Origin of the sequence: Schaalia sp., assembly GCF_050312375.1 — a bacterium.
In the GTDB taxonomy this organism is placed as follows: domain Bacteria; phylum Actinomycetota; class Actinomycetes; order Actinomycetales; family Actinomycetaceae; genus Pauljensenia; species Pauljensenia hyovaginalis.
On record NZ_JBNOYB010000024.1, the window covers coordinates 36,853 to 56,901 of the forward strand.

Consider the following 20,049-nt stretch of genomic DNA (forward strand, 5'->3'; position numbering starts at 1 on the left):
GGACGCGTGCGCCTTCTCTGGCGTTCACAAGCGCCGAGAGAGTCCCCGCATCACTGCGATTGAGGAGCGTCGGCGCCGGCCGAGGACCCTCCCCCGGCCCCGTCCGCGCCACCAGCACCCCCGGCCCCGTCCGCGCCAGTAGCACCGCCGGCACCGGCAGCCCCGTCGATCTGACTCTGGGCCTCGATCGCCGCGGCGATCGCCGCATTCAGCGTCTCCTGGGCCTTGCCGTAAGCGGCCCAGTCGCCCCCGCTCAAAGCGGTCTGCGAGTCCTGCATCGCCTTCGAAGCGGCCGACAGCGCTTGAGCGAGCTTCTGCTGCGCGCTCAGCGTCACGGGCGCCTCACCCTCGGCCCCCTGCTCGCCCCCACTGTCCTGATCGGCGCCCGCAACCGTCGCCGCGGAGTCGCCGCCGAAGGTCTGATCGAGGGATTCGGCCAAGGTCGGTGCGAAACCGACCTGGTTGCCGAAGGCCGTCAGAACCGAGCGCAGCACCGGATAGGACGCAGAACCCGTGCCCTGCACGTACACGGGCTGCACGTAAAGCAGACCGCCTCCCACGGGCAGGGTGAGGAGGTTGCCGCGAATGACCTTCGAATCCGCCTGATTCAACAGGTTGAGCTGACGGGCGATGGTCTCATTCGAGTCGTAGGCGTTCTGAACCTGCCCCGGACCGGGAACCGTCGTCGACGAGGGCAGGGCCAGCAGACGCAGCTTGCCGTAGCCCTCGCGGATCTTGCCCGGCTCATTGCCCGTCTCGGAATCGACCGCGAGGAAGCCCGCCATCGCCTCGCGCTTGGACTCGCCGCCGGGGACGAAGACCGAGGTGAGCGAGAACTCGGCGCTCTCCTGGCCCGGCATCTGCATCGTGAGGTAGTAGGGCGGCTGAGTCGCCGACGGCGCCACCGCGCCCTCGGACGAGGACGAGACGGCAGTCGAGGTCTCCTCGGCCAGCCGCCAGCGGTCACCGCCCGCGTAGAAGTCCGAAGCGTTCTTCACGTGGTAGCTCGTGAGCAGTTCGCGCTGAACCTTGAACATGTCCTCCGGATACCTCATGTGGCTCATGAGGTCGCCGGAGATCTGCGACAGGGGCTCGACGCGATCCGGGTAGATCTTCATCCAGGTCTGAAGGATCGGATCCTCCTGGTCCCACTGGAACAGGCGGACCGAACCGTCATAGGCGTCCACGATGGCCTTGACGGAGTTGCGCATGTAGTTGATCGTCTCAGCGCGCACGTACTGGCTCATGGTGTCCGACTGCGAGTCGATCGTCGTCTGAGCGAGCGATTCGTGCTGCGAATAGGGGTAGTCGTCCGTGGTCGTGTAGCCGTCGACCACCCACACGAGGCGCTTGGGCGTCGAGGGGTCCCCGTCGACGTCGACGACCGCCGGGTACGCCTCCTGCTCGAGGGTGAGGAAGGGAGCGACCTTCGCGACACGGGCCAGCGGGTCGCGGACGTACAGGATCTGCGAAGCCGAATTCGTCTGCGAGGAGAAGAAGATGTCCGTCGAGGCGAACTTGATCGAGTAAAGGAGCTTGTTCCAGAGGTTGCCGACGCTCGGACCGCCATCGCCGGTGAAGGTGGTGGCGACCTGACCGCCCTTGGCGTTGTCATCCGGGTAATCGAGCTCCTGCGGGTCCGCGCCCTCGGGGGCGCCCACGATCGAGTACTGCGGGGCGTTCGGCGAGAAGTAGACCCGCTCCTCGTAGTCGCCCATCTCACCGCGGGAGGGCACGGACTGCTCCCAGTAGGAGGGCAGGCCGTCGGAGGTGAGCGTATTGCCGTACGCGGCGACGACGCCGAAACCGTGGGTGTAGACGGTGTGCATGTTCACCCAGGTGCGCTGCTCGGCCGACAGGCCCGCGAGGTTCATCTCGCGCACGGCGATGACGGTGTCGCGGCGCTCATCGCCGACGGTGTAGCGGTCGACCTTCATGCCCGAGTCGAAGCCGTAGTAGGGCCTCGACTGCTGGAGCTGCTGGACGGTCTTCGTGATGACCTGCGGGTCGAGCAGGCGGATCTGCGAGGTCGACTCCGAGTCCTCGCGCAGCTGACCCGGTTGCGCGGCCGTCGCCGCATCGTAGTTCGTGTACTCGAGGCCCTCGAGCCCGTAGGCCTTCAGGGTCGCATCGATGTTGTGCTGGATGTAGGGGGATTCCAGTTCGCGCTCGTTCGGGGTGACCCGGAACTGCTGAATGAGCGCCGGATACATCCCGCCGACGACCAGGGCTGATACGACGGTCACGGAGACGCCGATGACCGGAAGGCGCCAGGTCCCCTTGAACGCCGCGATGAGGAAGAGGACGGCGACGAGCACCGAGATCACCGCGAGGATCGAATGCGCCGGCAGCGTCGCCTTGATGTCGGCGTACATGGCGCCGTCCACGTTGGAGCCGCGCTTGGTGAGCAGCGCGTAGCGTCCCAGCCAGTAATTCGCGCCGAACAGCAGGGAGGCCACCGCGGCGAGGATCCCGGTGATGTGGCGCGCGGGCTTGGAGGCGTGCGGCCTGGGGAACAGGCGGATCGTCCCGTACAGGTAGGACACGATGATCGCCGCCGCGAGGGCGAAGAGCGTCGTCTTCATGAGGAAGGAGACGAGGAGGTCGAGGGCGGGCAGCGTGAACACGAAGAAGGAGACGTCAAGGCCGAACTGCGGATCCGTCGTCCCGAAGGGCGTGCGGTTGACGAACTGGAGGACGGTCTGCCACTCCCCCGCCAGCTTCGCGCCCGAAGTCACGCCCAGGAGAAGCGCGAGGCCCCAGAAGACGACCCGGCGGAGCGGCTCGAGAGCCTCCTGGTACTGGCGGAGATTCGCCGAGGCCTCACCGCGCGTCGAGGCGGCCCTGTGCCGGTAGACGAAGTTCAGGGTGAGCAGGATCGCGGAGGCCATGACAAGGAATCCCACGAGGAACAGACCCGCGAATGCGAACCACTGGGTGAGCAGCACGCGCGTCGAGTTCATCTGCTTGAACCACAGGATCTCCGTCCACACGCTCGAAGCGGCGTAGATGAGGCCGACGATCGCGAGGAGAACGAGGATCGTCACCGAACCCGGTCCGATGCGAGGACGGTCGGCTTCTTCACCTCCCTTCTTCGACGGTCGCGGAAAGGATCCTGACATGGGGAAGGCGCTCACAGCCTCACTCCTTGACATCGACGGAAGTGCCCCCATCCTACCCGGCGGCGGCCGGATCGCCCGCTGGAGGCCTCCGCCCGAAGCCGCGCGTGAGACGATAGGGGCCATGACCATCGAGAACTCCGCGATGCCGACATCGCGCCAGATCGCCCTCGCCAATGTCGTCGTCGATATCGAGCGCACAGCGGCCCGAGCCGGGTGGGACCACGCCCCGTCGCTGTACGCGCTCGTGCCGACCGCAGGGCTGCTCGACCAGCCGGGACTGCCCGAGGACCTCGCCGCGCAGATCCGCGCCGGATGGGACGGCACCGCCGATCACCTGTCCGCGATCGTCCAGGAGGACCTCGCCGAAGACGACCTCGAAGAGGTGCTCGGCCACCTCGGATGGCCCGACCAGGTCGTGGGCGCGGCCCTCACCGTCGAGCGCGTCATCGTCCCGCCCGAGGTCGAGGCTCAGGCCCCGGAGGACCCCGAAGAGGCTCTCGCCTTCATCACGAACCACCCGCAGCGCTCGGATGTGCGCCTCGCCGTCGGCGCGCTGCGCACCGGCGAGTCCTGGTGCGCCCTGCGCACGCGCGCGTTCGACGCCGATGACAAGGTCGGGCAGGGATCGCGCCTGGTCCCCAACCTCGTCGAGGCCCTCCTGGTCTCCTTGGAGCCCGAGCAGCGGGACTGAGCCCGTTCACCGCCCCGAGCGCGGCCCCGCTTCACTTCCCGAGGACGGAAGCGCAGGTCGGAAGGGACTCGCCGTCCCCTGCGGCGATCGCCTTCACCGCCGACACCGCCTCGTCGAGAGTCGAGACGGCCACCACCTGCAATCCGGGCGGCTCGTTGCCCACGACTTCGCCGCAGTTCGAGGCCGGGGCGAGGAAGAAGGCGGCGCCGTCGCGCTTCGCCCCGTTCATCTTCTGCACGATGCCGCCGATCGCCCCGACTTCGCCGTTGTAGCTCATCGTCCCCGTGCCCGCGATCGAACGACCGCCCATGAGGTCGCCCGGCGTGAGTCGATCGATGATCCCGAGGGCGAACATCATGCCCGCCGAGGGGCCTCCCACCTCACCGAGGTTGAAGGCGATTTGAAGCGGGAGGTCGACGTCGACGTCCAGGTAGACGCCCAGACGGGAACCCCGGGCCCCCTCCCCTCCGGACACGGTCGTGATCTTCGCCGACATCGGCTCCCCGTCCCGCTCCGTGTTCACGGTGAGGACCGAGCCGACCGGAGTGGCCTTCACGAGGTCGAAGACCGTTGCGGCCCGGTCGATCGGGTGCTCGACGCCCTGGGCGTCGGTCACCGAGACCAGGACGTCGCCGTCCTCGACCTTCCCCTCCGCGTCAGAGCCCGCGGTCGCACCGCGGATCGTCACCTTCGCGGGGACCTCCCACCCGAGGTGCGTCAGGGCAGCCGCCTCCGCAGTCGACTGGGAGGAGCGCATCAACACGGACTGCGCCGCATCCACCTGCTCCTTCGTCGCGGTATCGGGATAGGCCTGGGAATAGGGGATGATCTTGGCCGTCGAATCGAAGTAGGCGGAGATGAGCTGCACCAGATTCAGGCGGCGCCCGGGCCCTCCGGACTCCGAGACGGTCACCATCCGCAGTTCGCCCGCGCCCGTTCCGGCCTCATGCGCAGCTTCGGCCTCGATCTGCCCGCCCGTCTTCGGGTCCGTCCCCGAGACCTCGATGAGCGCCGTCCCCCGGTACTGGCCCGCCACGTCGAAGGTGGGGCCGGGGGATTCGACGACGTAGGGCATCGGCACGATGAACAGCACCAGGGCGACGACGAGGGCCAGGGCCAGGAGGCCGATCCGCCCGACGCCGAATCCGAAGGGCCCGCGTCGGCCGAGGGGCCCGGCAAGGGCAGCGCCGCCTCCCGGAGCGCGCCCGTTCCAGCGCCCCTCCCGCTCGTCTCCGCCATGTCGACTGCGCGTCCCGCCCTCGTCGCCCCGGGGGTCTTGAAGGCCGTTCACCGCATGCTCCTCTTCTTCCACCCTGGCATTGTCGCCCGTAGCGGCCGCCGCGTCGCGCCGCGCACGCGTTTCCAGGAAAGTCCCCTTCAGCTCTTGGCGCACACACAGCTTTCACCACGCTCCTTCCGAGCAGTGGCGGTAGTGTCAAGACATGACCCAGGACGCTCCAGAGCCCACCCCCTTCGACGAATTCCTCCGCAAGATGCTCGGAGACGAAGCAGCCGAAGAGGCCGCCCGCGCTCTGCGCGCCCAGGGCTTCGACCCTGCGAAGCTGCCCCCGCAGTTCTCCGATCCCGCGGCCCTGAACGCCGCACTCAGCCAATTCCAGTTCCTCATGAACACCTCGAGCGGGCCGGTCGACTGGCGCATCGTCACCGACTCGGCCCGACAGGCGATCTACCGGAACGGCGACCCCGTCCTCACCGCCGCGCAGGCGGAACAGGCCAAACGCGCCATGACGGTGGCCGACCTGTGGCTCGACACGGCGACCGCCTTCGAACCCGGGCCCCTCGAGCGGCGCGCGTGGACCCGCTCGGAATGGATCGACCAGACGCTGCCCATGTGGAAGCGCATGACCGAACCCGTCGCGCAGAACGTGTCGCGCGCGCTCGGGGAGGTCCTCGGCGGCCGCCTCGGCTCCGAGGCCGACGAAGCCCCGCTGCCGCCCGGCATCGCCCAGATGCTCGGACGCACCCAGGAGCTCGTCCCGAAGCTGTCCGCGATGATGTTCGCCTCGCAGATCTCGCGCGCCCTCACCGGCATCGCCGCCGAAGCGCTCGGCTCGACCGATGTCGGCCTGCCCCTGGTCGAAGGCGGAGTCACCGGACTCGTCGTCTCCAATGTCGACGCCTTCGCAGACGGACTCGACATCCCCTTCGACGAGGTCCTCCACTTCCTCGCCGTCCGCGAATGCGCCCACCGCAGGCTCTTCGCGGCCGTGCCCTGGCTTCACGGCGATCTCATCCGCGCTGTCGAAAGCTATTGCGCGCGCATCGCCATCGACGAGGACGCCATCGCTGAAGCGGCCCGTTCCTTCGACCCGAGCGACCCGGGTTCCATCGAGTCAGCGCTCTCGGGCGGGGTCTTCGCCATCGGCGTCACGGCGGAGCAGCAGCGCAGCCTCGACCGGCTCGAGACGATCCTGGCCCTGATCGAGGGCTGGGTCGAGGTGGTCACCGCGCGCGCCGTCGCCCCCTACCTGCCGCACGCCGACCAGTTGCGCGAGATGATGCGCCGCAGGCGCGCCTCGGGGGGACCGGCCGAACAGGTCCTCGGCGAGCTCATCGGGTTGAAGATGCGCCCGCGGCGGGCCCGAGGCGCGGCGAAGATCTTCGCCCTCGTCGAGGCCGACTCCGACGCCGCCGCCCGCGACGCCCTGTGGTCCCATCCCGACATGGTGCCCACGATCGCCGAGCTCGACTCCCCCGACACCTTCCTCGTCATGCGCCGAGCCGCCGGAGAGCAGGACGCGGACATCGACGCGGCCCTCGAGGCCCTGCTCGAGGGCACGATGGGTTGGGCGGACGGGGTCACCCCGGATCTCGATCCGGAGGCGGAGACCCTGGCCAAGGCGGGTTTCGGGAACGCCGATGACGCGACCTCCCCCGATCACGATCCTTCGGAGGATGCGGATGCTCCGAAGAACGCCGATGCTCCGCAGGACGAGGGCGGCGCCGACAAGGCCTGAAGGGATCGGCCTGTGGACGGGCTCCGCTCCCGCCCTCGCCGCCCGATACTTCTGGCGTGGGAACGCAACTTCGCAAAGGAACGACGGCCACGCGGCGCGGGCCGGGCGCACTGCACCTGAACGCGGGTCTCTCGCGCGCCACGACCCTGCACGGGCTCGACGGGCTCGAAACCGGCGCGCTCATCCGCGCCCTTCGATCCTCCTCGCCGCGCGGAACCGGCGCGCCCGCCCTGCTCCGCCCCGACATCGCCGCCCGCCTCCTCGCCGACGACATGCTCGAAACCGAGCGGCCCCGGCTCGGCATCGCGATTCAAGGCGCGGATCTCCTGTCGCTCGCCCTGATCGGCGTCCTGTCCGAAACCTTCAGCCTCCACGTCGATCCCAGGAGCCCGAGGACGGTGCCCGCGCCCCTGCACCTCGCCCTCGGATCCGCTGCACTGGGCATGAAGCTCCCGATCGCGCTGGCGAAGGCCGTCGCCGGCACGGGCATCACGGTCTCCTCCTTGAGCAGCCCGGACCTGGTGATCTGCGCGGGCGGAGGCCATGGTGACCCGGCGCCCCTCGCCTCCCTGCTCGTCCAGGATCAGCCCCATCTGCCGATCAGGGCCTGCGCCGACGGCTACGAGCTCGGTCCCCTCACTGTCCCCGGACGCACCGCCTGCGCCCACTGCGTGGCGCTCCGGCGAGCGGAGTCCGACCCCTTCCACCCGGCCGAGGTCTACGCGACCCGGGACGGGGGCCCGCCCGAGCCTCCGCTCGTCTCCCTCTACGCGGCCGCCGTTCATGCCGCCGGGATGATTCGCGCTTTCGCCCTCGGGGAGCGCGCTCTCGCGTCTTGCGGGCGGATCGTCCGGATCGATGCGCTCGGGCGCCCGCACCCGCTCGAGGTCGCGCCGCACCCGCAGTGCGGCTGCGGCGCCGCGGGCCCTCCCTTCCCCGCCGATGATGCCGGGAGCCGCCAGGGGAAGGGGGCCGTCCCCGAGGGGATGAAACGGAAGCGGGCCCCGGGCGTCGGGAGGGGCGAGCCGGAAGACGGCGGGGCCGGGATGCGGCGGCGGGGCTGACCCGCAGGCGACGGCGCCTCGCCTACTCGGCCTCCGGCAGGTCCACCTGCTCGCCCGCGACGATCGCCAGGACATGAGCCCCGAACATGCGCGCCTTCACCTCGCCGATGCCCTTCACCTGCAGGAGGCCCTCGAAGCCGGTCGGACGCGACAGCACGATCTCCCTGAGAGTCTGGTCGGTGAACACCGCGAAGGGCGGGCGGCCGCCCGCCTTCGCGGTGGCGCTCCGCCAGGCCCGCAGTTCCTCGTAGAGGGCCAGGTCCTCCTCAGAAGCCCTCGCCGCGAAATCACGGGCCGCTTCCCTCCCGCTCGCCCGGCGCGACGTCCTCGGCGATGCCGCGTCGTCGGGCCATACGCCGTCCAGCAGCTGGGAGCGCTTGCGCGCACCCCTAGAGCCCGCGCCCCGCGTCTTCGCCCACGAGATCTCAAGGACATCCCGGGCGCGCGTGATGCCCACGTACAGGAGGCGGCGTTCCTCCTCCTTGGCCTCGGGAGTCTTCGCGTAGGAGATCGGCAGCAGCCCTTCGGCGGCGCCCACCAGGAAGACGGCATCCCATTCCAAGCCCTTGGCCGCGTGCAGGGTCGTCAGTTCCACGCCCCGTTTATCGGGCTCGACCTGGTATTGGGCGCGTTCTTCCATTTCAGCGACGAACTCCGCGATATCCCTCGCGGACGAGTCCTCCGCCCAGGACACGATCGCCCTCAGATTCCCCCAGCGCTCCTGAGCCGCCCCGCCCGTAGGGGCCTCCGGCGTCCACCCCACGGCCTCCAACTGCGCAGTCACGGCCTCGACCAGGGACGCGGGCGCCTGAGGGTCGGCGAACTTCGCAGCGGTCGTGAGCACGCGCATCGCATTGCGCACGTCCTCGCGCTGGAAGAAGGGCCTGCCATCCGACAGGGCGACGGGGATCCCCCTTGCGGCGAAGGCCTCCTCGAAGGCCTGCGACTGACCGTTCGTCCGGAAGAGGACCGCGATCGCATCGGGTCTCACCCCCGAGGCGATGAGGCCCTCGGCCTTCGCGGCCACGCCCTCGGCCTCTTCGGCGTCAGAGGCGTAGGTCGTGAAACGCACCGCAGCGCCGCCGGGCCGCTGCGACTGCAAGCGCACCGCGCCGGAGTCCTTCGCATGCGCCATCAATCCGTTCGCCACCGCCACGATCTGCGGAGTCGAACGATAGTCGCGCCTCAGCTCCAAGACCCGCGCGCCCCGATGGCGCCGCGGGAAGTCCAGCAGATGCGCCGGATCCGCACCCGCGAAGGAGTAGATCGTCTGCGCCACATCACCGACGACGCACACGTCGTGCCGCTCCCCCAGCCACAGGTCCAGCAGTCGGCGCTGGATCGCCGACACGTCCTGGAACTCGTCGACCACGAAATGCCGGTACTGCGCGCGCACCTTCGCCGCCACATCGGAGCGCTCCTGGAGCATGCCGCACAGGATCACGAGCACGTCCTCGAAATCGATGACCCCCCGCTCGGACTTCGCGTCCTCGTACACGTCGAGGAGGCGCGCCATGTCATCGGCGCTCAAACCCGCGGGCACCTCATGGCCGGCCTCCACCTTCTCGGCGTAATGCTCTGAATCGACCAGTGACACCTTCGCCCACTCGACCTCCGCGGCCAGGTCGCGCACGATCGTCTTATCGGCGGCGATTCCGAGCCTCGCAGCGGCCGAGGACACGATCGACGCCTTGTGCGCGAGGATCGACGGCATCGGCCCGCCGATCACCGTCGGCCAGAAGTGCTGCAACTGACGCAGGGCCGCCGAATGGAAGGTCCGCGCCTGCGCCCTCGGCACGCCCAGGCCCGCGAGCCGATGCCGCATCTCGAAGGCCGCGCGCCTCGTGAAGGTCACCGCCAGCACCGAATCGGGCGGATAGGCGCCGATCGCGGTGCCGTAGGCGATCCGATAGGTGATCGCCCGGGTCTTCCCCGTTCCCGCGCCCGCGAGCACGGCGAGCGGGCCCGTCACCTGCAGTGCCACGGCCCGCTGATCCGGGTCCAGGGCGTCGAGCAGCGCTTCGGGGTCGCGTTCATTCATACCCCGATCATCCCACGCCCCTCGGGCGTCTTCCGTTCATCCCCATCAGGGGCCGGGCGTCGGAAGGGGGCCTCCGAACCAGTCGACGATCATCGAATGGGCGATCGACGCGGGCCCCGGCGCCACGAAATCGCCCCCGCGAAGGGCCTTCGCGACCTCGTCGCGCGTGAAGAACCCGGCCCAGTCGATCTCCGCGCCGTCGGGCGCGGGCTCAAGAGGCGAATGGGGGGAAAGGCGCGCCGCGTAGCCCATCATCTGCGAACGGGGGAAGGGCCAGGGCTGCGCCGCCCGATAGACGGGCGCGTCGATCACCAGCGCGACCTCTTCGAGCACCTCCCTCCGGGCGGCCGCCTCCGGCGTCTCACCGGCCTCGACGAAACCCGCGATCAAAGACGCCAGCGGATGGGGCCACGCCGTGTTGTGGGCGAGGAGCAGACGATCCCGCTCATCGAGGACCGCCACGATGATCGCCGGGTCCTGACGCGGATACTCCTGACGGCCGCAGGCCGCGCATTCACTCGCCCACCCGCCCAGGATCGGGCGCGTCCGCGTCCCGCAGGCCGGGCAGAAGCGGTAGTCCGCGTGCCAGGCCGCCAGGGCCGTCGCGCTCACCGCGAGAGCGGACTCGTCGTCGGCGATCAGGTGCGCGCAGCTCCTCAGGTGTATCCAGCGCCCGAGCCGCGGATCGGGCGCATCCGCGACGAGGGCGACGAGGAGCTCGCCTTTCGCGTTCGCGCCGATGAGCAGGGGCAGGGCGCGCGCGCCCAGCAGGCGCTCCGCATCCTCCCCCTCGATCCGGCGCAGGCGCGCGCCCTCGTCGATCTGCGAGGATCGCGCGGGGCCCGCCCGATGAGGAGCAGCGGCCGGCCCGAGCGGAGGGGGATCGAGGCAGACGGAGCCCTCGCGGGTCACCGCGATCACGCCGGTGCTGCGGATTCGCGACGCCTCCTCGGCGGCCGGGCCGGCGAGCCCTCGCAGGGCGCCCGTCCCCTCCCTCATGAGCGCGACGGGATCGACCGCCTCGCGCAGCGCAGCCGTGTGGAGCAGGCGCCCGCGCGCCAGGGGAAGATGAAGGCTCATGACTCCACGCTAACGCCCTCGACTAGGCTGGGGCCCATGACGAATAGTGATCTTCGCGCCGACGGGCGCGCTTTCGACCAGCTCCGCCCCGTTTCCCTCACCCGTTCGTGGTCCGGGACGGGCGAGGGGTCCGTCCTCGTGGAGTTCGGACGGACCCGCGTCCTGTGCGTCGCCTCCCTCACCGAGGGCGTGCCGAGGTGGCGCAAGGGCAGCGGCGAGGGCTGGCTCACCGCCGAATACGCGATGCTCCCGCGCGCGACCTCGGAGCGCTCCCAGCGTGAATCCGTCAAGGGCAAGGTCTCGGGGCGCACTCAGGAGATCTCCCGGCTCATCGGCCGTTCGCTTCGCGCGATCATCGACGTGACCGCCCTGGGGGAGAACACCATCGTCCTCGACTGCGACGTCCTGCGCGCCGACGGCGGCACCCGCACCGCTTCGGTGACCGGCGCCTACGTCGCCCTCGCCGAGGCCGTGAACTGGGGCGTCGAACGGGGGCTCATCACTCCGAAGGCCGCCTCCCCCGTCCTCACCGACTCCGTGTCGGCGATTTCGGTCGGCGTCGTCGACGGCACGCCGATGCTCGATCTGCCCTACGTCGAGGATGTGCGCGCGATGACCGATATGAACGTCGTGCAGACCGGTTCGGGCGCCTTCATCGAAGTCCAGGGCACCGCCGAGCACCGCCCCTTCTCGCGCGACGAGCTGTCCGATCTGCTCGACCTCGCCTCGATCGGGAACGCTCAGCTCGCCGACCTGCAAAAGCGCGCCTTGGCCGCCGAGCCCGGTGAGACGGTGACGCTGGCATGAGCGCCGTTCAGGATCCCGCCGCCCCTGCCGCCTCCGTCCACGGCGCCCGGCCCGATGAGGGCGCGCCCCGCCTCGTCTTCGCGACCTCGAATGCGCACAAGATCAGCGAGCTCGAGGCGATCCTCTCCGAGGCTCTGGGCGGCTCGACGGTCGACGGCATTGCGCGCATGTCCGATTTCAACGCGCCCGATCCCGTGGAGGACGGCGCGTCCTTCGAGGAGAACGCGCTCATCAAGGCGCGGGCACTTGTCGCGCTGACGGGCCTGCCCGCGCTTGCGGATGATTCGGGCCTGGCGGTCGGGGTCATGGGCGGTGCTCCCGGGATCTTCTCCGCGCGCTGGTCCGGTCGGCACGGGGATGATGAGGCCAATCTCAGCCTTCTCCTCGCTCAGTTGTCGGACGTGCCCGATCGGAATCGTCGGGCGTCCTTCGTCTCCGCCGCGGCCCTCGTGCTCCCCGATGGGCGCGAGTTCGTCGAGCGCGGTGAGGTGAAGGGGGTCCTGATCCGCGAGCGGAGGGGCGAGGGCGGATTCGGCTACGACCCGATCTTCGTTCCCGACGGATTCGAGGTGACGACTGCGGAGATGACGCCCGAGCAGAAGAACGCGATCAGCCATCGCGGCATCGCCTTCAGGGCTCTCGTTCCGTCGATCCTTCAGGCGATGGAGCTTTCAGCGCACGGGTGACGAGGGCGGGCGAGCCCGTCGGCCGCCCGATGCTCACGGGCGGCGCCGGGCGGTCTCGCGCCGGGTGCGCCCCGCCGTCCGTCTCAGCGGGCGACGAGGGACCCGTAGATCGGCCGGTCCATGCAGAATTGGAGTTCGTCCCTCTGCTGGCGACGGTACCTGGTGACGTAGGAGCGGAACTGGACGAGGCGAGCGCGGATGAACGTCGACATGTCGGACCCCTTTTGTTCGAGGCGCCGGGATTCAGGTGCTCCCGTGCGCCATACCACTATTGTGCCCGAAATGCACATATAGTCCAATCGAAGTACACTTCAACACAGATTCATTTTTTCTACATACCAGGAGGTTCCCGTGCGCATCGACCCGAGACGCCTCTCCCACCTGCTCGCAGTCCATCGGGAAGGCGGCATCGTCGCCGCCGCCGATGTCCTGGGACTCACCCCCTCGGCGGTATCTCAGCAGATCAGACGCTTGGAAGAAGAAGTCGGACTCACCCTCCTCGACCGCGCCCCCACCGGCGCGATGCTCACCCCCGCGGGCCGCATCCTCGTGCAGGGCGCCGAACGCATCGAGAACGACCTCAATGAGATCGCCCGCGACCTCCGCCCGATCACCGGACAGGTGACCGGCGTCGTCGGCATCGGCGGATTCCAGACAGTCATCCGCAACGTCCTCCTGCCCCTGTCCTCCACCCTCGAACGCGACCTTCCCGGAGTCGAGATCCACATCAACGAGGTCGACGAGCCCCGCGGAATGGCGGACCTGCGCGCCGGCCGCATCGACCTGCTCATGCTCGAGCGCGACACCGCTCCCGGCATCGCGCCCAAGGGCTTCGTCGACACCTCCTTCATCGACGAGCCCTGGGTCCTCGTCAGCCCCGAATCCGCCCCCAAAGTCGGCTCGGAACGCGACCTCGCCGATGTCGAATGGCTGCGCGTCCACCCCGAGACCATCGGCTACCACACCATGGAGCGCATCTCATCGGCCCTGCGCCACCCGAAGTGGGTGCCCTACTCCTACATCAACTACGAAGCCGCCCACGCCCTCGTCCGCGCGGGCAAGGGCTCGACGATCCTGCCCTCGATGGCGGTACGCGGAATCAACCTCGACGGCATGCGCGTCACCACGCTGCCCGGCCTCGGATACCGGCGGATCCTCGTCCGCCATCGCAAGGGCGAGGACGCGATTTCAACGGCGACCGGCCAGGTCCTCACCGGCCTGTTCTCGTGGGTCGCCGAGCACCACGGCGATTGGCGCGGCGCGCAAGCCTGAGCCGCAGAGCCGAAGCACCGACAGCACCGGCGGACGCGCGCCTCACGATCCGCCGAAAGGGCCCGCCGCCCCTAAGACCGAGGGCCGAGGACGAAAACCCTGTCCGCATCGGCGAAATCGAGAGGCCCCGACCACTGGGAGCGCAATTCCCCCTCGACGACCTCCCGGTCGGTCCACGGCTGGATGTGCGTGGCCACCAGACGCCCGACCCCCGCCTCGCGCGCGAGCCGTCCGGCCCGGACCCCGTCCATGTGAATCCCGCGGACCTCATCGGCCTGAGTGAAGCCCACCTCGCAGAGCAGCAGATCGACGCCGCGAGCGCCCTCGAGAATCGCCGGGGCCTCATCGGTGTCCCCCGTGAAGAAGAGCGAAACCCGCGAATCGGGATCGCCCTCGGCGGGCCCCTCGATGCGCGTGCCGAAGGACTCGATCGTATGCACTCCGGGGAAGGGCGTGAAGGTCATCGGACCGACCCGGTAGGGAGCCCCCGCGCGCACCGTGAGGATCGTGAACTCGCCGGAGTAGTCATCGGGGAGGCGCGTGCCGTCGATCTGACGGATGCGCTCCACCGTGCCGACCGGCCCCGCCAGGAGCAGCGGCCCCAGGTCCGCCCCGGGGCCCCAGCGCCGATGGACCTGCAAGGAGATGATGTCCCCCATGTGATCGGCATGCGTGTGCGACAGGACCACCGCATCCAGGTCGCGCGGATCGATGTGGCGCCACAGCGCCCCGAAGGATCCCGGCCCGAGCTCCAGCGCGACGTTCCACGTCCGCACTTCGCCCGTCACCGGATCCGCGCCCTCGGATTGGACGAGATAGCACGAGGCCGGAGACGCCGGACCCGACATCGAACCCGTCGAACCGATGATCGTCAGCCTCATGCGCCCGTCTCCGTCGAATCGATCGCGATCTCATCGACGCGCGCCACCTCGGGGCCCAAGAAGCGGCGGGCCAGACGCGGGAAGGACTCGCCCGCGCCGGTGGTGAGGAAGCGGTGCGAGGGGGAGCGGCCCTCGGCCCAGGGCTCGTGCAGGAGAGCGCGATCGACCAATTCGTTGTAGGTCGCGTTCGCAGTCGCTTCGGACGAGGTCACCAGGGAGACCGAATCGCCCATGACGCGGCCGATCACCCCCGTGAGCAGGGGGTAGTGCGTGCAGCCCAGGACCAGGGTGTCGACATCCGCGGCCTTGAGGGGCTCCAGATACTCGCGCGCGACCGCCTCCAGCTCCGGGCCCGTCGTCACGCCGCGCTCGACGAATTCGACGAACTGCGGGCAGGCCTGCTCGACCACCGTCAAACCGGGAACGGCCGCGAGCGCATGGCGATACGCCTCGGACTGGATCGTCGCCTCCGTGCCGATCACGCCGACGCGCCGATTCCGGGTCGTGGCGACCGCCCGGCGGGCAGCCGGCGTGATCACTTCGATGACGGGGATCCGCGCGTCGATCCAATAGCGTTCACGCGCATCCGAAATGGCGGCCGCCGTCGCCGTGTTGCAGGCGATCACCAGGGCCTTCACGCCCCGCGAAGCGAGGGCGTCCAAGCATTCCAGGGTGAAGCGGCGCGCCTGGGCGATCGGACGGGGGCCGTAGGGGGTGTGCGCCGTGTCCCCCAGGTAGCAGATCTCCTCGTCGGGGAGCTTGTCGATGATGGCGCGCGCAACGGTCAGGCCCCCCAGGCCGGAGTCGAAGATGCCAATCGGCGCGTTGTCCATGCTTCGACCCTAGTTCGACGCCTCCGAAGAGTTCAGGGCCGCGATGAGTGAATCCTGCCACCAGGTGAGCAGCGAGTAGATCGCAGCGGCGGGCTGCTCGCGGCTCCCGTCCGGATCCGCGCAGGCGAGAGCCTCGATGCGCTCGACGTCCCCATCGGTTTCGAGGCCGAGCTCGCCGGCGAGACCGAGACGAAGATCATTGAGCGCGGCCAGCCATTCCCACACCTCGTCGGGCGCGACTTCGACCTCGGCTCCCCCGTGGAGCGCCACCCGCTCGATCTGCCCGCCGACGACCCGCAAGCGCGAGGACTTCTCCGCCCGGAGGAAGTCCTCCGTCAGTGCGCGAAGGCCCGAAGCGTCCTCCGGATCCTCGCTCATCGCGGGGAGCAGGTGCCCCAGCGCGCGCTCCTCGGGAGCCGGCCGTTCCGTCTCCAGCTGCGTCGCCGCCTGAATGAAACTCCCCAGTTCCCCCGGCTCGTCCAGGACGACGAGGATCTCGCGCATGAGCCGCGCGATGAGGGTCGAATAGGGGGCTTCGAGTCTCGCCCGGTAGACGCCCTCCTCGAAGCGGAACGCTCCGATCACGAGACCGCCTCCAGGGTCGCCTTCAGGCCGTAGCCGTGCATGGCGACCACATCCGCCTCCATGCGTTCGCGCATCCCGGTCGAGACCACCGCGCGGCCGCGGGTGTGGACCTCCATCATCAGCGCCCGCGCCTTCGAGGCCGAATAGCCGAAATGCCTGATGAAGACGCCCGTCACGTAATCCATGAGATTCACAGGGTCGTCCCAGACGACGGTGCGCCACGACGGGATCGGCGTCGATCGCGTCGATGTCGCGCCTTGAGGAAGGGCTGTCGTGCTCGGCATGGCTCCACACTATGCAAGGATTCGTCGAATCGCTGAGGTTTCGCCTCTCGACCCGCACCCGGATCGCGATACCCTCGCCCTATGCCATCTTCGGTTTCCACGTCCTTGCTGACGGACATGTACGAGCTCACGATGATCGACGCCGCCCTGAAGACGGGCACCGCGATGAGGCCCTCCGTCTTCGAGGTCTTCGGGCGCAGGCTCCCCGCGACGCGGCGCTTCGGCGTGGTCGCCGGAACGGGCCGGATCCTCGAGGCCCTCGAGCGCTTCGAGTTCGAGCCCGAGCAGATCGACTTCCTCCACGCGCGGGGCATCGTCTCGGATGAGACCCTCGACTACCTCAAGGAGTTCCGCTTCTCCGGCGACATGATGGGCTACGCCGAGGGCGAGTGCTACTTCCCGGGCTCGCCGCTGCTCACCGTCGAGGGCACCTTCGCCGAATGCACGATCCTCGAAACCCTTCTGCTGTCGATCCTCAACCACGACTGCGCGATCGCCTCCGCCGCGTCCCGCATGACCATCGCCGCGCACGGCCGCCCCTGCATGGACATGGGCGCGCGGCGCGCCCATGAGCGCGCCGCCGTTTCCGCGGCGCGCGCCGCCATCATCGGCGGTTTCGCGGGGACCTCCGACCTCGAGGCGGCGAAGCGCTACAACATCAGGGCCATCGGCACGGCCGCGCACTCCTTCACGCTCCTGCACGATTCCGAACGCGAGGCCTTCGACGCGCAGATCGCCCTTCTCGGACCGGGAACGACCCTCCTCGTCGACACCTACGACATCCCGCAGGGGGTCCTCAACGCCGTCGAGGCGGCGCGCGCAGCTGGCGGTGAGCTCGGCGCGGTCCGCATCGATTCCGGCGACCTCGTCGCACAGGCCTTCAAGGTCCGCGGACAGCTCGACGCCCTCGGCGCCACCACCACGAAGATCACGGTGACGAACGACTTGGACGAGTACGCGATCGCCGCCCTCGGCGCCGCCCCCATCGACTCCTACGGGGTCGGCACGAAACTCGTCACCGGCTCGGGCGTGCCCACTGCGGCTCTCGTGTACAAGCTCGTCGCGCGCGAGGGCGACGACGGCGTCATGAAGCCGGTCGCGAAGAAGTCCGAGTCGAAGTCGACCGTCGGCGGGCGCAAGCTCGCGGGCCGCGTGCTCGACGAGGAGGGCTACGCCGCTGAGGAGATCCTCGTCGTCGCCTCCTCCCGCGAAGCCGCTGAGGCCAAGCTCGACGAGCTCGGCGCGCGCCGCCTGCAGATCCCGCTCATCACGAAGGGTGAGATCCGATCCGAGCTGTGGAAGGACGGCGCTCTGGAGAAGGCGCAGGCCCACCACGTCCGGACCCGCAACGAGCTGCCCTACCAGGCGTGGAGGCTCTCTGAAGGAGAAACGGCGATCCCGACCCGCTACATCGAGGGCTGAGTCCGACCGCCCTCGGGAATCCAATCGCCGAGGGCGGAGGCGCCCGACGACGAAGGGCGGACCCGAAGGGGCCCGTTCCCGCGTCCCGCTGTCTTCCGCTCCGTCCCGCTCCCCGGCGGGAGGAGCCGGGTCAGGAGCGGCCGACGAACCACTCGCGCAAGAGCGCGATGCGCGCCTCGATCTGCTCGGTGGTCGCCTGGGCGATCTCAGGGCCGCCGCATCGGGTCCGCAGCTTCGAGTGGATCATCGCGTGCGATTCGCCCGACCTGCGCGACCACGAGGACACGAGGTGGGACAGCTCCTTGCGCTTGGCCGCGCGCACGCGGTGATCGGCCAGGCCCGCGTTCTGCTCGCGCATCCGCGACGCCGACTTCTGCTTCGACTGCGCGGCCATCTGCTCGGCCTGGCGCGCACGAAGGAGCGTCGTCACCTGGTCGGCGTCGAGAAGGCCCGGGATCCCCAGGTACTCCTGCTCCTCCTCCGAGCCCACCTCGGCGCCCTGCCCCCAGGCCGCGCCGTCGAAGAGGACCGAATCGAACTCGGCATCGGCGCCGAGGACCTCGAACTGGCCGAGCAGATCCGATGAAGCCCTCTCCTGCCGGTTCGCCGCCTGCATGAGGGCGTCCTCCGGGTTCCACATCGCGTCCTCGCCCTCGGGCTTGGGGCGGTCGAGGGCGTGGTCGCGTTCGACCTCCATCTCGCCGGCCAGATCGAGGAGCTGGACGACGGAGGGAATGAAGACGGTCGCGGTCTCGCCGCGCCTGCGGGCCCGCACGAAACGGCCGACGGCCTGGGCGAAGAAGAGCGAGGTCGAGGTGTTCGTCGCGTAGACGCCCACCGAGAGGCGCGGAACGTCCACACCCTCGGACACCATGCGGACCGCGACCATCCACCGTTCGTCGCCCTCGCGGAAGGCGTCGATGCGATCCGAGGCGTCGGCATCGTCGGAGAGGACGACCACCGGGGCACGACCGGTGATCTCGCGCAGATGACGCGCGTAGGCCCGGGCCTTCGTCTGGTCCGAGGCGATCACGAGGCCCCCCGCGTCGGGGATCTGGCGGCGCACCTCCTCGAGGCGGAGGTCGGCGGCGCGCAGGACCGCGGGAATCCACTCCCCCTTGGGGTCGAGGGCCGTCCGCCACGCCTGCTTCATCATGTCCTTCGTCAGGGGCTCGCCCAAGCGGGCCGACATCTCGTCGCCCGCGTTCGTCCGCCACGACATCGTGCCCGAATAGGACATGAAGAGGACCGGACGGACGACCTTGTCCCGCAGGGCGTCGCCGTAGCCGTAGGTGTAGTCCGCCTTCGAGCGGCGGATCCCGTCCGCGTCCGCCTCGTAGCGGACGAAGGGGATCGGTGAGGTGTCCGAGCGGAAGGGCGTGCCCGTGAGGGCGAGGCGCCTGGTCGCCGAATCGAAGGCCTCGCGCACCCCGTCGCCCCACGACAGGGCGTCACCCGCGTGATGGATCTCGTCGAGGATCACCAGGGTCGGATTCGCCCTCGTCCGCGCCGAATGCACGGAAGGATTGGCCGCGACCTGCGCATAAGTCACGGCGACGCCGTCGAAATGCGAGCCAGCCCGCCCCTGCGCGTTCGAGAAGGCCGGGTCGATGTGGATGCCGACGCGCGCCGCGGCGTCGGCCCACTGCGTCTTCAAATGCTCCGTCGGGCATACGACGGTCACCTTGTCGACGACGCCCGCCCCCATGAGCTCGACGGCGATCCTCAGGGCGAAAGTCGTCTTCCCGGCGCCCGGAGTCGCGACGGCGAGGAAATCCCTGGGCGCCCGCTCGAGGTAGAGGCGGAGCGCTTCAGCCTGCCACGCGCGCAGACTCCCCGCGGTCCCCTTGCGCGCGCGATCGGGGAAGGAGGGCGAAAGGGTTCTGGCGGCGGATGCTGAGGCGCGGGCGGGGAAATGAGACCGATCCTGCGCCGCACTCACTTGCCGGAGCCTCCCGAACCGTCGGAGAAGGGCCAATTGCGGCCGTTCTTCCCCATCGAATCCCGCAGCTCCTTGCACGTCGGGCACACGGGGTACTTCGAGGCGTCCCGGGTGGGGATCCAGACCTTCCCGCACAGGGCCACGACGGGCTGCCCCGTGATCATCGAGGAATCCGCCTTGTCCTTGCGCACGAAATGAGCGAAGCGATCGCCGTCGCCCGGCGACTTCTCCTGCTCGACCTCGGTCCGCTCCAGCAGTCCCGTCGAAGTGCGGGTCGACGGTCCACCCGGCCCCTCGGGGGCTCCGGGTCCGGTCGGTTCATCGAGGGCATCGCGCATGCCCCCCATTGTAGGGCCGGGGG

Annotated in this window: 18 protein-coding genes; 7 read left to right on the forward strand and 11 right to left on the reverse strand. The window is 69.5% G+C overall.

Annotation, left to right across the window (positions count from 1 at the left end):
* Positions 1-50: 50 nt before the first annotated feature.
* Entirely contained in the window at positions 51-3,122 is a 3,072-nt protein-coding gene (locus tag ACQY7V_RS01595; protein WP_428638632.1) for a UPF0182 family protein, read from the reverse strand.
* A gap of 121 nt (positions 3,123-3,243) precedes the next feature.
* On the opposite strand from ACQY7V_RS01595, the gene ACQY7V_RS01600 reads away from it, so the two are divergent.
* Positions 3,244-3,813, forward strand: coding sequence for a PPA1309 family protein (locus ACQY7V_RS01600; RefSeq protein WP_428638587.1), 570 nt, complete (start codon positions 3,244-3,246; stop codon positions 3,811-3,813).
* Positions 3,814-3,844: 31 nt separating this feature from the next.
* On the opposite strand, the gene ACQY7V_RS01605 is transcribed toward ACQY7V_RS01600, so the two are convergent.
* Positions 3,845-5,125, reverse strand: a complete 1,281-nt coding sequence (locus ACQY7V_RS01605) for a YlbL family protein (protein ID WP_428638589.1) — start codon at positions 5,123-5,125, stop codon at positions 3,845-3,847.
* A gap of 130 nt (positions 5,126-5,255) precedes the next feature.
* On the opposite strand from ACQY7V_RS01605, the gene ACQY7V_RS01610 reads away from it, so the two are divergent.
* Entirely contained in the window at positions 5,256-6,791 is a 1,536-nt protein-coding gene (locus tag ACQY7V_RS01610; RefSeq protein WP_428638591.1) for a zinc-dependent metalloprotease, read from the forward strand.
* A gap of 56 nt (positions 6,792-6,847) precedes the next feature.
* Positions 6,848-7,855, forward strand: coding sequence for a hypothetical protein (locus tag ACQY7V_RS01615; RefSeq protein ID WP_428638593.1), 1,008 nt, complete (start codon positions 6,848-6,850; stop codon positions 7,853-7,855).
* 22 nt (positions 7,856-7,877) lie between these two features.
* Here ACQY7V_RS01615 and ACQY7V_RS01620 read toward each other — a convergent pair whose 3' ends face one another.
* Both ACQY7V_RS01620 and nudC read right to left on the reverse strand, forming a co-directional pair.
* Positions 7,878-9,896, reverse strand: a complete 2,019-nt coding sequence (locus ACQY7V_RS01620) for an ATP-dependent helicase (protein ID WP_428638594.1) — start codon at positions 9,894-9,896, stop codon at positions 7,878-7,880.
* Between the two features lie 45 nt (positions 9,897-9,941).
* Positions 9,942-10,976 (reverse strand): NAD(+) diphosphatase, encoded by a 1,035-nt coding sequence (gene nudC, locus ACQY7V_RS01625; protein ID WP_428638596.1) that lies wholly within the window; start codon positions 10,974-10,976, stop codon positions 9,942-9,944.
* A gap of 36 nt (positions 10,977-11,012) precedes the next feature.
* Between nudC and rph the strand changes: the two genes are divergently transcribed.
* Positions 11,013-11,783: a ribonuclease PH gene (gene rph / locus ACQY7V_RS01630; protein WP_154476569.1), complete on the forward strand. Its 771-nt coding sequence runs from the start codon at positions 11,013-11,015 to the stop codon at positions 11,781-11,783.
* A complete protein-coding gene (gene rdgB, locus ACQY7V_RS01635) occupies positions 11,780-12,469 on the forward strand; it encodes an RdgB/HAM1 family non-canonical purine NTP pyrophosphatase (RefSeq protein ID WP_428638598.1) in 690 nt (229 codons plus the stop codon). The genes rph and rdgB overlap by 4 nt, the downstream gene beginning before the upstream one ends.
* An 83-nt stretch (positions 12,470-12,552) precedes the next feature.
* Here the strand turns inward: rdgB and ACQY7V_RS01640 are convergent, their stop codons facing one another.
* Entirely contained in the window at positions 12,553-12,681 is a 129-nt protein-coding gene (locus ACQY7V_RS01640; RefSeq protein ID WP_184453372.1) for a histidine kinase, read from the reverse strand.
* Between the two features lie 139 nt (positions 12,682-12,820).
* On the opposite strand from ACQY7V_RS01640, the gene ACQY7V_RS01645 reads away from it, so the two are divergent.
* Complete coding sequence (locus tag ACQY7V_RS01645) at positions 12,821-13,741, forward strand: LysR family transcriptional regulator (protein ID WP_184453374.1); 921 nt, start codon at positions 12,821-12,823, stop codon at positions 13,739-13,741.
* A gap of 71 nt (positions 13,742-13,812) precedes the next feature.
* Here the strand turns inward: ACQY7V_RS01645 and ACQY7V_RS01650 are convergent, their stop codons facing one another.
* The 4 genes from ACQY7V_RS01650 to clpS are packed head-to-tail and all read right to left on the reverse strand — an operon-like array spanning position 13,813 to position 16,324.
* Entirely contained in the window at positions 13,813-14,622 is an 810-nt protein-coding gene (locus ACQY7V_RS01650) for an MBL fold metallo-hydrolase (protein WP_235361319.1), read from the reverse strand.
* Positions 14,619-15,455 (reverse strand): glutamate racemase, encoded by an 837-nt coding sequence (murI, locus tag ACQY7V_RS01655; RefSeq protein ID WP_303777664.1) that lies wholly within the window; start codon positions 15,453-15,455, stop codon positions 14,619-14,621. The genes ACQY7V_RS01650 and murI overlap by 4 nt, the downstream gene beginning before the upstream one ends.
* 9 nt (positions 15,456-15,464) lie before the next feature.
* Entirely contained in the window at positions 15,465-16,040 is a 576-nt protein-coding gene (locus tag ACQY7V_RS01660) for a DUF2017 family protein (protein ID WP_235361317.1), read from the reverse strand.
* Positions 16,037-16,324, reverse strand: a complete 288-nt coding sequence (clpS, locus tag ACQY7V_RS01665) for an ATP-dependent Clp protease adapter ClpS (protein ID WP_428638602.1) — start codon at positions 16,322-16,324, stop codon at positions 16,037-16,039. Before clpS ends, ACQY7V_RS01660 begins: the two co-directional genes overlap by 4 nt.
* An 81-nt stretch (positions 16,325-16,405) precedes the next feature.
* Here clpS and ACQY7V_RS01670 point away from each other — a divergent pair, with 81 nt between their 5' ends.
* On the forward strand, positions 16,406-17,746 hold the full coding sequence (locus ACQY7V_RS01670; protein ID WP_277299219.1) for a nicotinate phosphoribosyltransferase: 1,341 nt from the start codon (positions 16,406-16,408) through the stop codon (positions 17,744-17,746).
* Positions 17,747-17,876: 130 nt separating this feature from the next.
* On the opposite strand, the gene ACQY7V_RS01675 is transcribed toward ACQY7V_RS01670, so the two are convergent.
* Both ACQY7V_RS01675 and ACQY7V_RS01680 read right to left on the reverse strand, forming a co-directional pair.
* Positions 17,877-19,688: a DEAD/DEAH box helicase gene (locus ACQY7V_RS01675; protein WP_303773826.1), complete on the reverse strand. Its 1,812-nt coding sequence runs from the start codon at positions 19,686-19,688 to the stop codon at positions 17,877-17,879.
* Entirely contained in the window at positions 19,685-20,026 is a 342-nt protein-coding gene (locus ACQY7V_RS01680; protein ID WP_154476551.1) for a DUF3039 domain-containing protein, read from the reverse strand. The genes ACQY7V_RS01675 and ACQY7V_RS01680 overlap by 4 nt, the downstream gene beginning before the upstream one ends.
* Positions 20,027-20,049: the final 23 nt, after the last annotated feature.

Bases quoted from the DNA above. Each gene is read 5' to 3' on its own strand.
- ACQY7V_RS01595 (WP_428638632.1), bottom strand. From the start codon at position 3,122: ATGTCAGGATCCTTTCCGCGACCGTCGAAGAAGGGAGGTGAAGAAGCC.
- ACQY7V_RS01600 (WP_428638587.1), top strand. From the start codon at position 3,244: ATGACCATCGAGAACTCCGCGATGCCGACATCGCGCCAGATCGCCCTC.
- ACQY7V_RS01610 (WP_428638591.1), top strand. From the start codon at position 5,256: ATGACCCAGGACGCTCCAGAGCCCACCCCCTTCGACGAATTCCTCCGC.
- ACQY7V_RS01620 (WP_428638594.1), bottom strand. From the start codon at position 9,896: ATGAATGAACGCGACCCCGAAGCGCTGCTCGACGCCCTGGACCCGGAT.
- nudC (WP_428638596.1), bottom strand. From the start codon at position 10,976: ATGAGCCTTCATCTTCCCCTGGCGCGCGGGCGCCTGCTCCACACGGCT.
- rph (WP_154476569.1), top strand. From the start codon at position 11,013: ATGACGAATAGTGATCTTCGCGCCGACGGGCGCGCTTTCGACCAGCTC.
- rdgB (WP_428638598.1), top strand. From the start codon at position 11,780: ATGAGCGCCGTTCAGGATCCCGCCGCCCCTGCCGCCTCCGTCCACGGC.
- ACQY7V_RS01640 (WP_184453372.1), bottom strand. From the start codon at position 12,681: ATGTCGACGTTCATCCGCGCTCGCCTCGTCCAGTTCCGCTCCTACGTC.
- ACQY7V_RS01650 (WP_235361319.1), bottom strand. From the start codon at position 14,622: ATGAGGCTGACGATCATCGGTTCGACGGGTTCGATGTCGGGTCCGGCG.
- murI (WP_303777664.1), bottom strand. From the start codon at position 15,455: ATGGACAACGCGCCGATTGGCATCTTCGACTCCGGCCTGGGGGGCCTG.
- clpS (WP_428638602.1), bottom strand. From the start codon at position 16,324: ATGCCGAGCACGACAGCCCTTCCTCAAGGCGCGACATCGACGCGATCG.
- ACQY7V_RS01670 (WP_277299219.1), top strand. From the start codon at position 16,406: ATGCCATCTTCGGTTTCCACGTCCTTGCTGACGGACATGTACGAGCTC.
- ACQY7V_RS01680 (WP_154476551.1), bottom strand. From the start codon at position 20,026: ATGCGCGATGCCCTCGATGAACCGACCGGACCCGGAGCCCCCGAGGGG.